At 62.0% G+C, this 20278-nt stretch carries 17 protein-coding genes; 13 read left to right on the top strand and 4 right to left on the bottom strand.

Annotated elements, in window-relative coordinates:
• Positions 1 to 111 precede the first annotated feature (111 nt).
• The 7 genes from ACR0LD_RS06745 to rpoD all read left to right on the top strand — a co-directional run bounded on the left by ACR0LD_RS06745 (position 112) and on the right by rpoD (position 9616).
• Positions 112 to 1365, top strand: coding sequence for a sarcosine oxidase subunit beta family protein (locus ACR0LD_RS06745; RefSeq protein WP_480636105.1), 1254 nt, complete (start codon positions 112 to 114; stop codon positions 1363 to 1365).
• Positions 1366 to 1418: 53 nt separating this feature from the next.
• A complete protein-coding gene (locus ACR0LD_RS06740; RefSeq protein ID WP_149776784.1) occupies positions 1419 to 1682 on the top strand; it encodes a sarcosine oxidase subunit delta in 264 nt (87 codons plus the stop codon).
• Complete coding sequence (locus ACR0LD_RS06735; RefSeq protein WP_480636103.1) at positions 1679 to 4612, top strand: sarcosine oxidase subunit alpha family protein; 2934 nt, start codon at positions 1679 to 1681, stop codon at positions 4610 to 4612. The genes ACR0LD_RS06740 and ACR0LD_RS06735 overlap by 4 nt, the downstream gene beginning before the upstream one ends.
• The gene (locus tag ACR0LD_RS06730) at positions 4605 to 5150 is read left to right on the top strand and encodes a sarcosine oxidase subunit gamma (protein WP_170357502.1); all 546 of its coding nucleotides are present in this window, start codon (positions 4605 to 4607) and stop codon (positions 5148 to 5150) included. Before ACR0LD_RS06735 ends, ACR0LD_RS06730 begins: the two co-directional genes overlap by 8 nt.
• 33 nt (positions 5151 to 5183) lie before the next feature.
• Positions 5184 to 5480, top strand: a complete 297-nt coding sequence (locus ACR0LD_RS06725; protein WP_170357503.1) for a hypothetical protein — start codon at positions 5184 to 5186, stop codon at positions 5478 to 5480.
• 80 nt (positions 5481 to 5560) lie between these two features.
• The gene (gene dnaG / locus ACR0LD_RS06720; RefSeq protein ID WP_480636101.1) at positions 5561 to 7513 is read left to right on the top strand and encodes a DNA primase; all 1953 of its coding nucleotides are present in this window, start codon (positions 5561 to 5563) and stop codon (positions 7511 to 7513) included.
• A 114-nt stretch (positions 7514 to 7627) separates the two neighbouring features.
• On the top strand, positions 7628 to 9616 hold the full coding sequence (rpoD, locus tag ACR0LD_RS06715) for an RNA polymerase sigma factor RpoD (RefSeq protein WP_170357505.1): 1989 nt from the start codon (positions 7628 to 7630) through the stop codon (positions 9614 to 9616).
• Between the two features lie 187 nt (positions 9617 to 9803).
• Here the strand turns inward: rpoD and ACR0LD_RS06710 are convergent, their stop codons facing one another.
• A complete protein-coding gene (locus tag ACR0LD_RS06710) occupies positions 9804 to 10781 on the bottom strand; it encodes a helix-turn-helix domain-containing protein (protein ID WP_480636099.1) in 978 nt (325 codons plus the stop codon).
• Between the two features lie 454 nt (positions 10782 to 11235).
• On the opposite strand from ACR0LD_RS06710, the gene ACR0LD_RS06705 reads away from it, so the two are divergent.
• The 4 genes from ACR0LD_RS06705 (at position 11236) to ribD (ending at position 13761) form a co-directional block, all read left to right on the top strand.
• Positions 11236 to 11637 (top strand): hypothetical protein, encoded by a 402-nt coding sequence (locus ACR0LD_RS06705; protein ID WP_170363710.1) that lies wholly within the window; start codon positions 11236 to 11238, stop codon positions 11635 to 11637.
• Between the two features lie 22 nt (positions 11638 to 11659).
• Complete coding sequence (locus ACR0LD_RS06700; RefSeq protein ID WP_170340078.1) at positions 11660 to 12073, top strand: secondary thiamine-phosphate synthase enzyme YjbQ; 414 nt, start codon at positions 11660 to 11662, stop codon at positions 12071 to 12073.
• A gap of 120 nt (positions 12074 to 12193) precedes the next feature.
• On the top strand, positions 12194 to 12664 hold the full coding sequence (gene nrdR / locus ACR0LD_RS06695) for a transcriptional regulator NrdR (RefSeq protein ID WP_039534475.1): 471 nt from the start codon (positions 12194 to 12196) through the stop codon (positions 12662 to 12664).
• On the top strand, positions 12661 to 13761 hold the full coding sequence (gene ribD / locus ACR0LD_RS06690) for a bifunctional diaminohydroxyphosphoribosylaminopyrimidine deaminase/5-amino-6-(5-phosphoribosylamino)uracil reductase RibD (protein ID WP_480636096.1): 1101 nt from the start codon (positions 12661 to 12663) through the stop codon (positions 13759 to 13761). The genes nrdR and ribD overlap by 4 nt, the downstream gene beginning before the upstream one ends.
• Before the next feature lie 9 nt (positions 13762 to 13770).
• On the opposite strand, the gene ACR0LD_RS06685 is transcribed toward ribD, so the two are convergent.
• From ACR0LD_RS06685 to ACR0LD_RS06675, 3 genes are all read right to left on the bottom strand, one after another.
• On the bottom strand, positions 13771 to 15771 hold the full coding sequence (locus ACR0LD_RS06685) for a capsular polysaccharide biosynthesis protein (protein ID WP_480636094.1): 2001 nt from the start codon (positions 15769 to 15771) through the stop codon (positions 13771 to 13773).
• 3 nt (positions 15772 to 15774) lie between these two features.
• Positions 15775 to 16908: a polysaccharide biosynthesis/export family protein gene (locus ACR0LD_RS06680; protein WP_315901692.1), complete on the bottom strand. Its 1134-nt coding sequence runs from the start codon at positions 16906 to 16908 to the stop codon at positions 15775 to 15777.
• Positions 16909 to 17000: 92 nt separating this feature from the next.
• Positions 17001 to 18299, bottom strand: coding sequence for a capsule biosynthesis protein (locus ACR0LD_RS06675; protein WP_480636091.1), 1299 nt, complete (start codon positions 18297 to 18299; stop codon positions 17001 to 17003).
• 152 nt (positions 18300 to 18451) lie between these two features.
• On the opposite strand from ACR0LD_RS06675, the gene ACR0LD_RS06670 reads away from it, so the two are divergent.
• Entirely contained in the window at positions 18452 to 19039 is a 588-nt protein-coding gene (locus ACR0LD_RS06670) for a riboflavin synthase (protein WP_480636089.1), read from the top strand.
• A gap of 116 nt (positions 19040 to 19155) precedes the next feature.
• Positions 19156 to 20277, top strand: a complete 1122-nt coding sequence (gene ribB, locus ACR0LD_RS06665; RefSeq protein WP_480636087.1) for a 3,4-dihydroxy-2-butanone-4-phosphate synthase — start codon at positions 19156 to 19158, stop codon at positions 20275 to 20277.
• Position 20278 lies beyond the last annotated feature (1 nt).

Below are 20278 nucleotides of genomic sequence, written 5' to 3'. Positions count from 1 at the left end.
TTGGTCGCGCGTTGACAAGTTCTTGTCGAAAACGGATGCGGAGCCCCGAGCCCGGATTGCTACTCCTGTTGGAAGTTGGTTTGATGCCAGCAAACCCGCAGGGAGATCTGAATGCGCTTTTCCGGCTTTCGCGTCCTGAAGGAAGGACTGACGGGCAACAAGGGTTGGACGGCGCATTGGCGTGATCCCGAGCCCAAAGCCGAGTACGACATCGTCATCATCGGCGGTGGGGGGCATGGTCTCAGCACCGCGTATTATCTGGCGAAAGAACACGGCCTGACAAATGTCGCCGTGCTGGAAAAGGGTTATATCGGCGGCGGCAATGTGGGGCGCAACACGACGATCGTGCGCGCCAACTATTTTCTGCAAGGAAATTCCGAGTTCTATTCACATTCCCTCAAGCTGTGGGAGGGGTTGGAAGAGGACCTGAACTACAACGTGATGCATTCGCAGCGGGGCATCATCAACCTGTTCCATTCGGACGGGCAGCGGGACGCGGCCGCGCGCCGGGGCAACATGATGATCAGCCAGGGCGACGATGCCATCCTGCTGGACCGCGATGCACTGCGCGAGATGCTGCCCTATCTGAACTATGACGATCTGCGCTTTCCCATCTATGGCGGTCTGTACCATCCGCGTGGCGGCACGGCCCGGCATGATGCCGTGGCCTGGGGCTATGCCCGCGGGGCGGACCAGCGCGGGGTGGATCTGATCCAGAATTGCGAGGTCACCGGCATCGACATCGAAAACGGCGCCGTGCGCGGGGTGCAGACGACGCGCGGGGCGATCCGGGCCAGGAAGGTCGGGATCGTGGTTGCGGGCCGGTCCAGTCAGGTCGCGGCGATGGCCGGGATGCGTTTGCCGATCGAAAGCCACGTGCTGCAGGCCTTCGTGACCGAAGGGCTGAAGCCCTGTATCGACCATGTCGTGACCTTCGGCATGGGGCATTTCTACATCAGCCAATCCGACAAGGGCGGGCTGGTGTTCGGCGGCGACCTGGATTTCTATGCCTCCTACGCGGCGCGGGGCAATCTGCCGACGGTCGAAAGCGTGATGGAAGCCGGCGTGGCCCTGATGCCGATGATCGGCAAAGCCCGGGTACTGCGGTCCTGGGGCGGGATCATGGACATGTCGCCGGACGGGTCGCCGATCATCGACCGCACCCCTATCGACGGGCTGTACCTGAACTGCGGCTGGAACTACGGCGGGTTCAAGGCGGTTCCTGGCTCGGGCAACGTGTTTGCCCACCTGATGGCCACCGATCGGTACTACGAGAACGCGACAGGGTTCCGGCTGGATCGTTTCCGCACCGGGCGCGGGATCATCGATGAAGAGGGCAAGGGCTCTCAGCACAATCTGCATTAGGGGCGGGCCGGGATGTTTCGTTCGAATATTTGTGAAAGCCAGGAGGCGCGGCCATGAGGATCACCTGTCCGTATTGCGGCGAGCGCGACCGCCGCGAGTTCTACTATCGCGGGGCCGCCGTCGATCTGGACCGGCCCGCCCCGGATGCCGGGCCTGACGCTTGGGACGATTTCGTCTATCTGCGCGACAACCCCGCGGGCGAGACGCGGGATCTGTGGTATCACGAGGGCGGCTGCGGCGCATGGATCGTCGTGACACGCAACACGCTGACCCACGAAATTTCGGCGACCGAACCTGCGTCCGGGGGCAAACGATGAGGGTCGCTGGCAGGGGGCTGATCGACCGCGGCACACCGGTCGAGTTTTCCTTTGACGGAATCCGGTATTCGGGCTTTCAGGGCGACACGCTGGCCTCGGCGCTGCTGGCCAATGGCGTGCGCCTGATGGGTCGGTCGTTCAAGTATCATCGCCCGCGCGGCGTCCTGACCGCCGGCAGCGAAGAACCGAATGCGCTGGTCACCATCGGCCGAGGCGCCGCGCAGGACCCGAATGTGCGGGCCACGATGCAAGAGATCTATCTGGGCCTCGAAGCGCGCAGCCAGAACCGCTGGCCCAGCCTGAGTTTAGACGTGATGGCGGTGAACGATCTGGCCGCGCCCTTCCTGGGGGCGGGCTTCTACTACAAGACCTTCATGTGGCCCCGCAGCTTCTGGGAGAAGCTGTACGAGCCGATGATCCGCCGCGCCGCGGGGTTGGGCGCGCTGTCCGGGCAGGCCAACACCGACAGGTATGAAAGTGCCTATGCCTTCTGCGATCTGCTGGTGATCGGGGCTGGTCCGGCGGGATTGATGGCCGCCCTGACGGCCGGCCGGGCCGGGGCGGATGTCATTCTGGCCGACGAAAGCAACCAGATGGGCGGGCGTCTGCTGGCCGAGAGGCTCGAGGTGGATGGCAAGCCGGGTCACGTCTGGGTGGACGAGGTTCTGGCAGAACTGCGGGCGATGGAGAACGTGCGGCTGATGACCCGCACGACGATTGCCGGCGTCTACGATCAAGGCACTTTTGCCGCGCTCGAACGGGTCTTGCACCATACGGGCGACCGCGCCGCCGGTGCGCCGCTGGAAACCTATTGGCGGATCGCCGCCCGCCGCTCGGTTCTGGCGGCCGGGGCGCTGGAACGCCCGGTGGCGTTTCGAAATAATGACCGGCCCGGCATCATGACCGCCGGTGCCGTGCGGGCCTATCTGAACCGCTGGGGCGTCGCGACCGGCCGGAGTGTCACGATCTTCGGCAACACCGATGACATCCACCAGACGGCCCGCGACCTGTTGGCCGCCGGGGTCCACGTTGCCGCCGTGATCGACAGCCGCCATGACGGGCCGGTGTCGACCGACTATCCGGTGCTGCGCGGGGCGCAGGTCTGTGGCAGTTCGGGGCGCAAGGGGCTGGAGTCGATCACCGTGCGCCGCGCCAGCGGAGAAGAGCGCATTCAGACCGACTGCCTGGCGATGACCGGCGGATGGAACCCCTCGGTCCACCTGACCTGCCACATGAACGGGCGCCCGACCTGGCGGCGTGACATTGCCGCCTTCGTGCCCACGCCGGGCGCCGTGCCCGGGATGCGCCCGGCCGGGGCCTGCAACGGCGCGTTCTCGACCGCGGCTTGTCTGAGCGAGGGCATTTCGGCTGCGACCGAGGCGCTGGGTGATCTGGGCCTTAAGGCGTCCAAACTCGAGCCGCCGCAGGCCGAGGATCAGCTCTATGAAATCGCGCAGCTGTGGGCGGTGCCGGGCAAGGGGCGCGCGTGGCTGGATTTCCAGAACGACGTGACCGTCAAGGATGTCAAACAGGCCGCGACCGAGAACTTCCGCTCGGTCGAGCACATGAAGCGTTATACCACGCAAGGCATGGCCACCGATCAGGGCAAGAACTCGAATGTCGCGGCGCTGGCCATTCTTGCGGATGCCACCGGGCGGGCGATCCCCGAGACCGGAACCACCACCTTCCGCCCGCCTTACGCGCCGATTGCCATCGCCGCGCTGGGCGCGGGGGCCGAGGGGGCGGGGTTCAAGCCGCAGCGCTTCACCACCTCGCACAAGGCGTCAGTGGCGCGCGGGGCGCCGATGGTCGAGGCCGGGCTGTGGTATCGGCCCAGCTATTTCCCGCAGCCGGGCGAGACCACGTGGCGCCAGTCCTGCGACCGCGAAGTGCAGATGGTGCGCACGGCGGTCGGCGTGTGCGATGTCTCGACCCTGGGCAAGATCGACATTCAGGGGCGCGACGCCGCGCAGTTTCTGGATTTCGTCTATACCAACACGTTTTCGACACTGAAGGTCGGGCGCGTGCGCTATGGGCTGATGCTGCGCGAGGACGGGTTCGTCATGGATGACGGCACCACCGCGCGATTGGGTGACAGTCATTTCCTGATGACCACCACGACCGCCGCCGCTGGTGACGTGATGAAGCATCTTGAATTCGTGCGTCAGGGTCTGCGGCCCGATTGGGACGTGTCGCTGGTTTCTGTGACGGAGCAATGGGCGCAATTCGCCGTGGCCGGCCCCAAATCGCGCGAGGTGCTGAACGGCCTGCTGGACACCCCGCTGGATGATGCTGCGTGGCCGTTCATGGCCTGCGGGCCGGTTTCGGTTCTGGGGGTGCCGGGGCGTCTGTTCCGGATCTCGTTCTCGGGCGAACACGCCTACGAGATTGCGTTGCCTGCGCGGTATGGGGCCAGCCTGTTCGACATCCTGACCCGACAGGCCGAGGCGCTGGGCGGTGGCCTCTATGGGATGGAGGCGCTGAACGTCCTGCGGATCGAGAAGGGGTTCATCACCCATGCAGAAATCCACGGGCGGACGACGGCCTTTGACATCGGGATGGGCCGGATGGTGTCGCAGAAAAAGGACTGTATCGGCAAGACCATGTCCGAACGCCCGGGGCTTGAGGAGCCGGGGCGCGAGCGGTTGGTCGGCCTCAAACCCATCGGGGAAAGCCGCCAGTTGCTGGCCGGCGCCCATCTGTACAACGAAGAGGACGCGCCGGTGCGCACCAACGATCAGGGCTATGTGACCTCGGTCTGCTACTCGCCGACGCTGGGCAGCATGCTGGGGCTGGCGTTTCTGGCCGATGGCCCCGACCGTCATGGCGAGATCGTCAAAATGGTCGATCATCTGCGCGGCGTGACCACGCTGTGCGAGGTGACTGACCCGGTGTTTTTTGACCCAGAGGGAGAGCGTGTACGTGGATAAGCTGATTGCCCAGACCCTGTGCGACGGGCTGCTGCCGCTGACCATCGGAACGGTCTCGGTCACCGAGGTCGACCCGGGCGCGATACATGCGGTTTCGGCCTTTCAAGGGCAGGCCAAATCGCTGTCCGAGGCGATGAAGGCGGCGCATGGCATGGCGCTGCCGGCCCCGAACCGGGCCACCGGGAAGTCGGGCGCGCGGGCGGTCTGGTTCGGCCCGGGTCAGGTCATGCTGATCGGCTCCACGCCGGACCCGTTGCTGTCCGCCCACGCCGCGGTCGTCGACCAGTCCGATGCCTGGGCCGTGGTGCGGCTTGAGGGCGACGGGGCCGAGGATGTTCTGGCCCGTCTGGTGCCCGTCGATCTGCGCCCGCAACAATTCAAGCGCGGACATACGGCGCGCACGCTGCTGTTTCACATGACGGCGTCAATCACTCGGGTTGGCGAGAAAGCCTTTCAGATCATGGTGTTCCGGTCGATGGCCACATCGTTGGTGCATGATCTGCAGAGGGCAATGGAAGGTGTGGCAGCACGCGGTTAGACTGTTGCAAAGAACTGATTCCAAGGGGACCTTATGCTGCGCATCGCACTTGCCGCCACACTGCTTGCCACACCGCTGGCTGCCGCTGAAACCAAGGAGCAAAGCTGCCGCTATCAAGCAGACGTTGTGGCGGCGGTACAAAAAGCCCGTCTTGATCGCGTGAAAGAACGGGACGTTCCGGAAGCGGTGGCCGAGGCCGGCCCAACCTGGCCCGAGAACTACAACGCTGCGATCCCGTTGATCACACCGTGGGTCTATGAGCAGAAGATGCGCGACATCCGCAAAAAAGACCTTGGCGCCGCCTGGATGGAGCTGTGCCTGCAGCAGTAATCCACAGGGCCGCGAATTGGCTGTGGACAAAGGCCTGCCGCGCCCTTGGCGGGCGGCCCGGTTTCTGCCATGTATGACACATGTCTTTGCCCCCTGGATTTCTGGATGAGCTGCGCACCCGTCTGAGCCTGTCTCAGGTCGTCGGACGCAAGGTCATGTGGGACAATCGCAAGTCCAATCCGGGCAAGGGCGACATGTGGGCGCCATGCCCGTTCCATCACGAAAAAACCGCCTCGTTCCATGTGGATGACCAGAAGGGGTTCTATTACTGCTTCGGGTGTCACGCCAAGGGCGACGCGATCAGCTTTGTGAAGGAAACCGAGAACGTCTCGTTCATCGAGGCGGTCGAGATCCTGGCGCGCGAAGCCGGATTGCCGATGCCCGCGCGCGACCCAAAGGCGCAGGAAAAGCAGGACCATCGGGCGCAATTGGCCGATGTCATGGAGCAGGCGGTACAGTTCTTTCGCCTGCAACTCAAGACCGGGGCAGGGGCCGAGGCGCGCGCCTATATGGACCGCCGCGGTCTGGACGCTCAGGCGTTGGATCGCTGGGAAATCGGGTTTGCGCCCGATGGCTGGCAGGCGTTGTGGGACCATCTGCGCGGCAAGAACGTGGCCGAGGACCTGATCCTGGGCGCCGGTCTGGCCAAGCCGTCGAACAAGGGCAAAAAGCCCTATGACACCTTCCGCAACCGCATCATGTTCCCGATCCGCGATCCGCGCGGCCGGTGCATCGCGTTCGGCGGGCGGGCGATGGACCCCAATGACAACGCCAAGTATCTGAACTCGCCCGAAACCGCGCTGTTCGACAAGGGGCGAAGCCTCTACAACCACGGACCAGCCCGTCAGGCGGCGGGCAAGGGGCAACCGCTGGTCGTGGCCGAGGGCTATATGGATGTGATCGCCCTGTCTGAGGCAGGCTTCGGCGCCGCCGTCGCGCCGCTGGGCACCGCGATCACAGAACACCAGTTGCACATGCTGTGGCGTATCGCCGATGAGCCGATCATCGCGCTGGATGGCGACACGGCAGGCCTGCGCGCGGCGATGCGGGCCATCGACCTGGCGCTGCCCCTGCTGGTGGCCGGAAAGTCGCTGCGGTTTGCCCTGATGCCCGAGGGCAAAGACCCCGACGATCTGCTGCGCGCCGAAGGCCCGGAGGCGGTTCAGGCGGTGCTGGACGCGGCCATTCCGATGGTGCGGCTTTTGTGGCGGCGCGAGACCGAGGGCAAGGTGTTCGACAGCCCCGAGCGCAAGGCGGCCCTCGACAAGGCGCTGCGCGAAAAGATCCAACTGATCCGCGATCCCTCGATCCGGTCGCATTACGGGCAGGAAATCAAGGACCTCCGCTGGCAGCTTTTCCGCCCGCAGCGGCAAGGGGCAGGGGCTCGAAACTGGCAGCCGAAAGGCAAATGGCAACCGCCAAAACCGTCGGCAACGCCCGATGCGCGGGCCTCGTTCCTTGCGTCCTCGGAGAATGCGGATATCCAACTGCGTGAAGCGGCAATCCTTGCGATTGCAATCCTGAACCCCGAGGTGGTCGTGCAATTCGAGCACCAACTGGAAGAGATGGAATGCCTGAACCCCGATCACGCGGCCCTGCGCGATGCGATCCTGCGGCACGCGATCGACGATCCCGACAACCTCAGAGAGCACATTGTTCAGTCTTTGGGGCCGGCCCCTCTTGAAAACCTGCTGGCCCTTCGCCATGTCGCTGTAATCCCCTGTGTGCACAAACCGGGCGACGTCGAAAAGGCACAGATGACTCTGGCCGAGGAACTCGCAAAAATCAAAGCGCTCCGGGGGCTGGATGCCGAGATTGCCGAAGCCGAAGAGGAGTTGTCCGATCTGGCGGACGAAGCGTTGACGTTCCGGTTGGCCCAGGCCGCCGAAGAACGCAACCGCGCAAGCCGCAGCCAGAACGAGGACAGGGCCATTTTCGACATTGCTGACAACGGGGCGCGAATCAATCGTGACGAGAAAGACGCGTTTCAGGCGATCATGTCCGGCATCAAGTTCGAGCGGAAACGCCGCTGAAGTGGTGTTTTCATAAAGCACTGGAAAAGAAAAACGGGTAAACGGGTGGCCGAATCACTTCTACGCGCTAATGATTCGGTTCCATCGAATCACCCATCCCTGCAGGAGCACTGAATGGCCGCCAAGGATACCAACGAGGAACGGAAGTCCGACGACCAGGAACAGGAAATCTCGCTGGACATGAGCCAGGCCCAGGTCAAGAAGATGATCGCCGAGGCTCGCGAGAAAGGCTACATCACTTACGATCAGCTCAACCAGGTCCTGCCGCCGGATCAGGTCAGTTCGGAACAGATCGAGGACGTGATGTCGATGCTGTCCGAGATGGGCATCAACATCATCGAAGACGAAGAGGCCGAAGAGGAAGAGCAGAAGGGCTCGACCGATCTGGTCACCACCGACAGTAACCGTGAGGTTGCGCTGGCCGGTGCGCAAACCGAAAAGCTGGACCGGACCGATGACCCGGTGCGCATGTATCTGCGCGAGATGGGGTCGGTAGAACTGCTGAGCCGCGAGGGCGAAATCGCCATCGCGAAACGGATCGAAGCCGGTCGCAACACCATGATCCTCGGGCTTTGCGAAAGCCCGCTGACCTTCCAGGCGATCTCGATCTGGCATGACGAACTGTTGTCCGAGGACATCCTGCTGCGCGATGTCATCGATCTGGAAGCGACGTTCGGCAATCAGATGGACGAGGATGGTGACGTAGAAGAGCCGGTGGTGGATACTTCGGCTGTCACGGCCGCCAAGCCCGCCAAGGACACGGGTCCCGAACTGGATGCCGACGGCAACCCGATTGCCAACGACGATGACGATGATGAAGACGATCAGGCGAACATGTCTTTGGCCGCGATGGAAGCGGCACTGAAAGATCAGGTTCTGACTCAGCTTGAGCGGATCTCGACGGATTTCGCAAAGCTCTCGGAGATGCAGGACAGCCGGATCTCGGCAACTCTGAACGAGGATGGGTCGTTCAGCGACAAGGATGAGCAGACCTATCAAAAGCTGCGCGCCGAGATCGTTGAACTGGTGAATGGCCTGCATCTGCACAACAACCGGATCGAAGCCCTGATCGATCAGTTGTACGGCATCAACAAAAGGGTGATGTCGCTGGACAGCGCCATGGTGAAGCTGGCCGACCAGGCCCGCATCAACCGCCGTGAGTTCATTGACGAGTATCGCGGTCGTGAACTTGATCCCAACTGGCTGTCCGACATGGCCCAAAAGCCGGGTCGCGGCTGGCAGATGTTCATCGAACGCTCGTCCGACAAGGTCGAAGAACTGCGCAACGACATGGCGCAGATCGGTCAGTATGTCGGTCTGGACATTAGCGAATTCCGCCGCATCGTGCAGCAGGTCCAGAAAGGCGAGAAAGAGGCGCGTCAGGCCAAGAAGGAAATGGTCGAGGCCAACCTGCGCCTGGTGATCTCGATCGCCAAGAAATACACCAACCGTGGCCTGCAATTCCTTGATCTCATTCAGGAAGGCAACATCGGCCTGATGAAGGCGGTGGACAAGTTCGAATACCGCCGTGGCTACAAGTTCTCGACCTATGCGACCTGGTGGATCCGTCAGGCGATCACGCGCTCGATCGCGGATCAGGCGCGCACCATCCGTATTCCGGTGCACATGATCGAGACGATCAACAAGCTGGTGCGGACCGGCCGCCAGATGCTGCACGAGATCGGCCGCGAGCCGACGCCGGAAGAACTGGCCGAAAAGCTGCAGATGCCGCTGGAAAAGGTCCGTAAGGTGATGAAGATCGCCAAGGAGCCGATTTCTCTGGAAACTCCGATCGGGGACGAGGAAGACAGCCAACTGGGCGATTTCATCGAGGACAAGAATGCCGTGCTGCCGCTGGACAGCGCCATTCAGGAAAACCTCAAGGAAACCACCACGCGTGTACTGGCCTCGCTCACCCCGCGCGAGGAGCGTGTTCTGCGGATGCGTTTCGGCATCGGCATGAACACCGACCACACGCTGGAAGAGGTTGGTCAGCAGTTCAGCGTGACGCGCGAACGTATCCGGCAGATCGAAGCCAAGGCCCTGCGCAAGCTGAAACATCCCAGCCGAAGCCGAAAGCTGCGGTCCTTCCTGGATCAGTGATCAAAAAGGCGCCTCGACCGAGGCGCCTTTTTTCATTTGAGCTGCGGTTTGGTTCACGACGGCCAAACGTGAATTCAGTTTGGCGGGAATTCGCAAGTGGTCAGAGCTTTCGCGGACCATATCGCTTGTGTCCACTCATGGGACAGGTCGGGGCGAGGCGGCAACGCTGATGACCCCCGGCCGCTTGTCAGGCAAGCATTCTGCGCCGGGACTTATCCTTGTACGCGCTGGGAGATTGCCCGGTCCAGCGTTTGAAGGCAGTCGAAAACGCCGCCTGGTCTGCGTAGCCAAGGCTGTATGAGATCTCAGATAGGCTCATGTCGTTCTTCAGAAACGTTCTGGCGAGGTCACAGCGCAGGTCGTCGACAATTTCGCGAAAGCTGGTGCCTTCCTCGGTCAGGCGCCGACCGAATGTCCGCGGGCTCATGCCCAGATCCTTGGCGACCTGTTCGGCGCGGGCGATGGCTCCCGGAAGCGATTGGGTGATCCGCCCTTCGACCCGCGACCGCAATGTCTGTTTTTCGTCACTGTTTTCACGCAGAAGACGGTCACCATATTCCATCAGGTGCTGTCGCAAGCTGGGGTCGTAGGTCGGGACAGGCACGTCGAGCGTTGATTGCGGCAAAATGATCTCGAGCTTTTCCGCGCCAAACACCACCGGGAATTTGCCGAGTTTGGAATAGTCTTCCTCTCGCGCGCCGACCTTGTGCTGAAACCGTAGTTCGATCGGTTGGATCGGGATCCCCGTCAGAGCACGCAGGCGGGCAATGCAGGCAAACATGAGGAACTCGGTTCGCCGGTGGTACCGCGAAAAGCTTGGGTCCTTCCACCTGGCCTCGATGGTTGCCGAATTTCCGGACTCATGCAGCCTCACGGCGATGGCCGGATCAATCAGCCGGTGGAAGTAGTTGGCGTTCTCCAGTACCTGCCGGAGATCCCGGGAATACTTGCTGATATAAGCGGTCAGGCTAGAAGTTGCGCTGAACTGCAAGCCCGTTCGCGCGCCGAACAGGATGTCGTTGAGTTCATCGCAAGCGTGGCGGGCAAACAAGGCCTCGCTATGGGCACTGTACAACTTTGCAGGCGGCGCGAGGTCTTGCGCACTCAGCCCGCTTTTGGCGAGGACTCGAACGACCGTATCAATATTCCCTGCCTGATCCTGCAACGCGGACGCCAGCAGCTGAATTCTGGCGATATCGACTTGCATGCCACGCTCCGGAACCCACTGAATTGGCCGGATTATGTAGCGAATTTTGTCATTTGCATAGTTTTTGTGAGGTGACCGTTTCCACACAGGGTCAGACACGGCGCACTTACGTGCACCGGAAATGGCTTCAGATCACAAAGACGTGGCCGGGCAAAGAAAGACTCGATGGTACGGCCGTCATAGATCAGCCGCGTGCCGGGTCAGTCCCGTGGGGATCGGGCAGAGCCGAAGGATTTGGTCACACCAACCGATCTGTGGCTCCCCGGCACACATTGAATGCATGTCCCAGTTCCCCGGACGCAAGGCACCACTCGCGTGCGCACTGTTCCTGAAATCATCGTGAACGACGCTGTTCTGGGCTTGGTGAAAAACTAGGCTATGATGCGTGTCGAAATCAGGGAAGATATTTGCAATGAAACATATTCTGACATGCGCCGCGTTGGCGGCAATGGTTGCAGCCGCTCCGGTCGAGACTGACGCCGCCCCGAACGGGTACCGGACCGAGCCGATGAACAGCACCGATTTTGAGGTCATCCCCCGCGCCCGGCAGGACGTTGATGGGTATTGGTGCGCGGCGGCGGATTTTGCTCGGCGCAAACTGGGGGCCGGCTGGCAGCAGCGGATTTACGTTTTGCGCGGCTATGGGCCCAGTGTGACAACCGGGCGTCGGACCGCCGTGCAGTTTTCGATCAAACCGCCGACAGGCGGCGTGCCACAGCAACCCAGCGTAGTGGTTTCTGGATTTCAACCGGGCTACAGCATGTCGGTCCAAGGTGCGAATGCCCGGTGCAACGTGCGCCCATTCTTCAACTGACGCAAACAGGGCCACCCGGTTGATGCAGGCCGAATTCACCATCGAAACCCGAGGGCAGGGGCTGTACGAGTTCACCTCCGACATCCGTGACTGGCTGTCCTCAAGTGGGGCCGACGGATTGCTGACGCTGTTCGTCCGCCACACATCCTGTTCACTCTTGATACAGGAAAACGCGGATCCCGAGGTTCAGACGGACCTGCAGGCATTTTTCTCGCGGTTGGTTCCGCCCACAGATCATCCGTCGATGTCTTATCTGAAACATACGTATGAAGGGCCCGATGACATGCCGGCCCATATCAAGGCGGCTATGATGCCGGTCTCGCTTTCGATCCCGGTCCGACGTGGGCAACCTGCCTTGGGAACATGGCAGGGTATCTACCTGTTCGAACACCGGACCGCGCCCCATGTTCGCCGAGTTGCGGCGCATTTTGGGTGACCCTGTATATAGCGGTTGAAATTTCCGACTACCCAAACTCTAGCGGCTGCCCTATAGTTGTGGATAAGTTGGCCACAGCGCTGACAAAAAGAGGCGGAACAAGGGACGAGGAGACGGCGGATGCGCTGCCCGTTTTGCGGAAATATCGATACTCAGGTCAAGGACTCACGTCCGGCAGAAGATCACGTGGCCATCCGCAGGCGTCGGTTCTGCCCCGCATGCGGGGGCCGTTTCACCACCTATGAGCGGGTCCAGTTGCGCGACCTCGTGGTTATCAAGACAAATGGCAAACGCGAGGATTTCGACCGGGACAAACTGGAACGGTCAATCCGAATTTCGATGCAGAAGCGCCCGATTGATCCGGACCGCATCGACCAGATGATATCCGGCATCGTGCGGCGCTTGGAAAGCATGGGTGAGACCGACATTCCGTCCAACAAGATCGGCGAGATCGTCATGGAAGCTCTGGCGCGGATCGACACCGTCGCCTATGTTCGCTTTGCGAGCGTATACAAGAATTTCCAGGCGGCCGATGATTTCGAGGAGTTCGTCCACGAACTGCGCCCGCCGCAGCCATCGACTGACGAGTGACCGAAACAGACAAGCGATACATGGCGCTGGCCCTGTCCTTGGGGCGGCGCGGACAAGGATCTTGCTGGCCCAACCCCGCGGTCGGATGCGTTCTGGTGAAAAACGGCCGGATCGTCGGGCGCGGGTGGACGCAGCCCGGCGGTCGCCCTCATGCGGAAACCGAGGCTCTGGCCCAGGCCAGCGAACAGGCGCGTGGCGCGACCGCTTATGTCTCGCTGGAGCCATGTTCGCATCACGGCAAAACGCCACCTTGTGCCCAGGCTTTGATCGACGCCGGAGTGGCCCGTGTGGTTTCGGCGATCGAGGACAGCGATCCGCGCGTCGCGGGCCAGGGTTTTGCCATGTTGCGCGATGCCGGGATTGAGGTCACGACCGGGGTTCTGAGCGATCAGGCGGCAATGGATCACGCGGGCTTTTTCATGAAGACCGAGCAAGGCCGACCCTTCGTGACGCTGAAACTTGCCAGCAGCTTTGATGGACGGATCGCAACCGAGACCGGGCAGAGCAAGTGGATCACCGGCCCCGAGGCCCGCCGGGCGGTGCATGCCATGCGTGCGCGGCACGATGCGGTGATGGTCGGCGCGGGCACCGCGCGGGCCGACGATCCTTCGCTGACGGTTCGTGATCTGGGTATCGACCGGCAGCCCGTGCGTGTCGTGGTTTCACGTCACCTCGAATTGCCTTTGCTCAGCCAGTTGGCCCGAACCGCCTCTGATATTCCCGTTTGGTTGTGCCACGGCCCGTCGCCCGATCCCGAGCGTGCCGCGGCGTGGCAGGGACTGGGCGCGCGGCTGATATCCTGCGCTTTGCAGGATCACCGGATCGATGCTGCAGACATGCTCCACCAATTGGGGCAGGCCGGTCTGACCCGGGTTTTCTGCGAGGGGGGCTCGGCTCTGGCCGCGTCCCTGCTGGCAAATGATCTGGTCGACGAGTTGGTCGGTTTCAGCGCGGGCTTGGCCATCGGGGCCGAAGGCTTGCCCGCCATTGGCGCCATGGGGCTTGAGGACCTGGGCGACGCGCCTCGCTTTGCGCTGGTCGAAACCCGGGACTTGGGTGGCGATGTTCTGCATGTCTGGCGCAGGCCAGTGCGCTAGCGGCGAGCCCTAGCGCCACAGGTTCGCATGTGTCGCGAAAGCCCCCTGAAGCTTGGCCAGCAGCCGGATTGCCGGCCCAGCAGGTGAAATCGGGCCCTGCGCCAAACGTTCTGCGACAACCTCCGCCGGGCAGGCATCGCGAGTGACTGGATCGAAATACCGTGGATAGTCGATGAGCGTGGCGTAGGCCAGGCCCAGCACCGTCGGTCGCGCGCCTCGGCGTGCCGGGACCGATCCAAGGTCCGTCGTCAGACCCCAGCCGGCGTAGAACGGGGCCCCAAGCGTAGTGACCTTTATCCCGCGCAGCAGAGCTTCGAACCCAAGCAGTGAGGTCATAGTCCAGACCTCCTGAACCTCCGGCAGAACCAGTGCCGGGTCGACCTCGTAGAGGACGACATCGGCCAAACCCTCGGCGTCTATTCGACCGTCCCGAAGCCCGGCCTCAACATCCGGATGCGGTTTGTAGATCAGAACTGCGTCGGGATTGGCCGCGCGAACGGTGCTCAGCAACTCGAGATTTGTGCGGACCGTGCTGGTGCCCAACCGGATCGAGGCGTCATCCTCTACTTGGCCAGGTACAAGAATACGGTGCCCGTCCGGTAGGGGCGGGCAACTGCCGCCCGTATTGTATTTGCTTAGTCCCGCCGCGGTGAGTTGCGTCACCAGGCGGCGTATCCGTATCTCCTGATCGGGTCGCAACTCTTCGCGAGCGGTGATCAGTTCTTCCAGACGGCTGGGTCGGGTGGGGTCGTAGTAAATTCCAAGGTCGTCGGTCACCAGTGAAAGCGGCGGCACAAGGTTGGCCCCCAACCCGCGCGAGCGCAAAAAACCGTCTTCGACGCGGACCACATCTTCGGCTTCCAGATCACGATTGGCCCAGTCCATATGCGGCCTGTCGGACGCCGAGGGCCGTTCCGGCACGAAACGGACTTTTTTCCACTTCCCGAAGGTTTGCTGGATATGCCTGCGTTTCCACAAGCGCATTCCAGATGCTGTCCAGCCGTGCCTGTCCTGTCTCCAGGCGCGGCTCTGGGCCTCAAGCGTATCCAGCACCGTTTCCAGCTCACACAGCTGGTCGCGATACGGATCGTACCACGTCGGGTACAGTATCATGGCGGCAGCGAATAGTTGAGCGCGGGTCAGATTGCGCTGCCGACGCGGCAGAGGCATCTCGTCCTGCGTCAGACCCCACCCGGCATAGAAGGGTTGCCCAAAAACCCTAGGTTTGTGACCGGCCAGAATGGCCTCAAACCCCAGTTGCGAGGACAGGGTATAGACCCCAATCGCGCCTTCCAGCAACGACCAGGGGCTGATCTGATCCGCCAACAGGGAGACGCGGTCAGTTTCGTCATCCGCCGAGAAAAAACCGCGCCGATGACCCTGCAGTGTTTCCGGGTGGGTCTTGATGATCACACGCGCGCCGGGGTTTTCCTCTTGGGCCATGATCAGCATTTCGAGAAACCGCGCAGGGTCGCCCCGGCTTGCCGTAACCGCCGCATCGCCCTGTATCTGATCGACAACGAGCACATAGCCCGGATCCGGGGGTGCGATATCCGGGTCGCAGGCCGAATACTTGCTCAGATGCGATTCCTTCAGCCGTGCGATCGCGCCGCGCGCCCGATCCAGCAGGGCGGTGTCATCCAGCGGGTGCGTGGCCAGCAGAGTTTCGAGGTCCGAAGGCTGTGACGGATCGAAATGCATCGCACGTCGTTCCAGAAGCAGGCCCAGCGGCGGCTCGCGATCGCGCCCCGGCAGCAGGGATCGAAGGAATGCATCCTCGACCCGCAACAGCGGGATATCCCGGTCCTTTGCAACTCGGGTTCCGCGGTGCGCGGTCGGGCTTTCGCCCCAGATGCCCACCATATCGCCCGAACGCGGAAGCCCAACGCGAATGTCGAATCCTGCCAGCGACAGGATGCGTCGGACCCTGCGTTGGGTCAGAAACCCGCCATTGTAGACATACAGGCGCGTTCGATCCTCGGCGTCCGCAGTGTCGGCGCCGGGATTCATGCCTCAGTTTCCGGTCAGCGTGGCGACGTTTGCAACGGGTGTCAGACCACCGGCAATCAGCGAAATCGACTTGGTCCACTGTGCATAGGGGGCTTCGGTCACGTAAATCGTGTCGTCGTCGCGGATCACGAAATCACGTGCTACAAACAGACCGTTGGGCGCCGTGAGGTTCAGCAGGTAGATCACGCGTTGTTCGCCCTGAAGGTTCGGCTGGCCCAGCACTTTGCGTGCGATATCTTCACGTTCGTCCCTCAGAACGAAGATCCCTGTGGGATCTGAGGACAGCGATTGCAAGCCGCCGACCTGCGCCAGTGCTTCCAGCGCGGACAGATCCTGACTGTCGAAGGCGACCCGGGATTGCCCACCCGTGGCCCCCAGCGCGATATACGACCGGGTGTCCTGTTCGACCAGGATGCGATCACCGCCACGCAGTGCGATGTCGGTTTCAGGATTGCGGAACAGATCGTCATACCACACGGTGCCACGCTGATTGCCGCGGATCACCGTGACCAGCGCAATATCCGGGGCGACCGCCACGCCGCCGGCCCTGGCAAGCATCGTCGAAAGCGTGCGGGTCGGGCGCTCGATCGGGTAGATGCCAGAGGCACCGATCGTACCGGTTACCGAGACCGTCGCACCGTCACCCGCCACGCGGCGGATCTGAACCTGCGGATCAGGCGTCTGCTCGCGCAGCTTTTCCGCAATCAGCGAGCGTAGCTGCTCGGGCGTGTTGCCCGAGGCGCGCAAGCGGCCGGCATAGGGCACGAAAATAAAGCCTTCGCTGTCGACCTGAACCTCATCGAGATTGGTCGATGGGCCGGTTTCACCAGCCAGCAGACCGTCGTCGACGTTTTCCCAGATGGTCAGGCCAAGCACGTCGCCGGGACGAATGGTGTCGGATGTTACGCTTTGTGCTGACCGGAAGGCAGGGGGAAAGCCAAACTGTGGAACCGCAGAGGTGACGTGGGCCACCCGGTCATCAACTTCGACCACGTGGGCGTTGCCGCCATTGACTGTCGAGCCCGCCAGAATTTCGGTTTTGTTCGGCCCTGCCTTGGGCAGTTGGCACGCTGTCAGTAGGCCAATGGCTGCAACAAGGGACAACCCTCGTATCCATCGAGTAGGGAAACGCTGCACTGCCGAAATACCTCGAGTTTCGTATGTAGTCTTTTGGTTTGCGGTCAAACTAGCGGTTTCATACTTCAAGTTCCAGCCAGCGAAGCACCGTGTCATTCAACGATTTTCAACTGTGGCGTGATGGTCGCGATTCCGGTCAGCGCGGCCTGATAAGGGTCGCGAGCCTGCAGCATCATGTCAGCAACCCGCCGCAGCAATTGGCGCCGTCCGCCGCGCGAGTAATACCCGCCCGGCACCTGGCTGGTTTCCAACAGGAATTGGCGGTATGCTCGATAGGCTTCCGTGTCCGGTTTTTGCGGGTGCCTGAAAAATTCGTCAATCGGTTGATGCGAGACCAGTTCAGGCTTGTCGTAGACCGACTTGCCGAAGATACGCAGAGGGATGCCGCGCCACAGAGCCTGCTGTCCGGCGGTGGAGTTGATGGTCAGGGCCGAGCTCGCGTGATCCAGAAGGCGCGCCAGCTTTCCCCCTGGCACGTAATGCACGCGATCCGAAATGCCCAGTTCGCGCGCAAGTGCTTGGACGCGTCTTCTTAGCGGCTCGCGCTGGTTCTCAAGGGGATGTTCCTTGATGACCAGGCGGTGGTGGGACGGAGCGCCCTTGGCGAACCCCTCCATCACCGGGGTGATGAAATCGGCCATGCATGAAAAGTCTGAATGCGCCTGGACCGAACTGTCGTGCCCCAGTTGCAGCAGCACCAGATGATAGGGGAACCCGCCGCGCCTTACGCGCCAGGTGGCGAGAACGCGCTGCAGTCGATGGATCGGCATGAGCGCCAAACGTTTGAAATACAGTTTGAATTCCTTTGAGACAGGCACTTCTCGGTGCGGGCGGAAATTACGGTACCCACGGTTCGCACACAGAACGAACCAGTGGTACAGTGCGCCGTAGAAAATGTGGTGCCGCATATCCCCCCAATGTGACGGGGGTGGGGGCGTTTTGGCGCCCGAGCTTTGCAATGCTTGCTGCATCTGGGCGATTTCCAGATCCATCAGGCGAGAATGTCCGTTGGACCCATTGCGCTCGTAGGTGACCCACCAAGGTCGAAGGTACCCTTCCTCGAACACATGAACACGGATGCCGTGGTGCCGCGCCGTACGGATCGCGTCGGCGTGCATCGGGCGAACATCGCCATAAAGCACGATGTCGGTAACACCGCGCGACAGGATAATGTTCGTAAGGGTTTCCGGCCAGTCGTCGGGCCGGCCCCGATAGGGGATATAACTGGTGCGATCGAACCAAAACGCCTGGTCCCCGGCATTGAACCCGACACGCCACACCTGCGCGCCAGCCGCGCGCAACATGCGACCCAGGCCGCTGAAGAACGGCCCATGCGGCCCCTGCAAAAACAGGAATACGCGACTGTCGGAGTTGTCCTTCGGTTGCCTCATGCCAGATGCTCGAATTCTGGTTGCCCGTGTTTTATTGAACAAACTATGCCTTTTTGCGGCCAGCCGGGCAAGGCAGGGCTTGCTCCGCCCGCCACTTGGCCTTACCTCGGCGTGGATTGCATGGCACAGCTTAGGCGCAGAGGGTTAACGGAATGTTTACTGGGATCGTCACCGATATCGGCACAATCATCGAGTTGGAGCAGCAGGGCGATCTGCGTGCGCGCATCCGGACAGGCTATGATACATCCGGCATAGATATTGGTGCGTCGATCGCCAGCGACGGGGTTTGCCTGACAGTCATCGCGCTGGGTGATGACTGGTACGATGTTCAGATCAGCGCCGAGACCGTTTCCAAAACCAATCTGGACGGCTGGAAGGTGGGCTCAAAGGTCAACCTTGAACGGGCCTTGAAGGTGGGTGACGAATTGGGTGGCCATATCGTTTCGGGACACGTGGATGGCGTCGCCGAGATCGTCGCGATGGCCGAAGAAGGAGACAGCACCCGCGTGACCCTGCGCGCGCCCAAGGATTTGGCGCGCTTCATCGCGCCAAAAGGCTCGGTTGCTCTGAACGGCACTTCGCTTACGGTCAACGATGTCGACGGTTGCGATTTCGGGATCAACTTCATTCCCCATACCAAAGAGGTGACGACCTGGGGCGCGGCCAAGGTCGGAGATCGGGTCAATCTGGAAATCGACACGCTGGCCCGGTACGTGGCCCGTCTGGCCGAGGTTTCGTGATCGCCAGCAAAGAAATTGCGTCGCGTTAGATACGGCCCACTTCGTTTGCGGACTGGCCTTTGCGCGCGCGCTGGTCTATCCCGCGATGCAACACCTGCTCTGTGAAAGGCTGCCCCATGAGCTTTGAAACACCCGGACCGGTCGAGGCCCAGCTGCGCGACGCGATCAGCCCGATCGAAGAGATCATCGAAGAGGCGCGCCAAGGCCGGATGTATATCCTGGTTGATCACGAGGATCGCGAGAACGAAGGTGACCTGGTGATCCCGGCGGAATTCGCCGATGCCGGAGCGATCAATTTCATGGCCACCCATGGCCGCGGGCTGATCTGCCTGCCGATGACGGCCGAGCGGATCGACCGTCTGGGCCTGCCGATGATGGCCGTGAACAACTCGTCGCGGCACGAAACCGCCTTTACCGTTTCGATCGAGGCGCGCGAAGGCGTCAGCACCGGGATCTCGGCTGCCGATCGGGCGCTGACCATCGCCACCGCGATCAACGAACAGAACACCATGGCGCATCTGGCCACGCCGGGGCATGTCTTTCCGCTGCGCGCCAAGCGGGGCGGGGTGCTTGTACGCGCCGGCCACACCGAGGCCGCCGTGGACATTTCGCGCCTGGCCGGGCTGAACCCCTCGGGCGTGATCTGCGAGATCATGAAGCCCGACGGCACCATGGCCCGGCTGCCCGATCTGGTTGATTTCGCCAAGGAGTATGGGCTGAAGATTGGCACCATCAGCGACCTGATCTCGTACCGTGCGCGCCACGACAATCTTGTGGTCGAGACCGCGCGCCGGATGGTCACGTCGGAATATGGCGGCGAGTGGGAGATGCGGATCTTCACCGATCAGACCCACGGGATCGAACATGTGGTGATGATCAAGGGCGACATCAGCACGCCCGAGCCCGTTCTGACCCGCACCCATGCGCTGCACGAGGCTTCGGACATTCTGGGCCTTGGTCCGAAGTCGCCGCAGGAACTGCCGCGCGCGATGGAAAAGATCGCCGCCGAAGGGCGTGGTGTGGTCTGCCTGTTCCGCAACCCGCGCAACTCGCTGTACGCGGCCGAGGACGAAGGCCCGCGCACCATCAAGCAAACCGGTCTGGGCGCGCAGATCCTGTCCAAGATGGGCATCAAGGAACTGGTGCTGCTGACCGACTCGCCGCAGACGAAATACCTGGGTCTGGATGCCTTTGGCCTGTCCATCGTCGGGACCCGCTCGATTCTCAAGGATGACTGAG

The organism is Ruegeria sp. BF8, from assembly GCF_056538625.1.
Note: the sequence above shows the minus strand (reverse complement) of the source record. Positions and strands in the feature narration are given on the sequence as shown.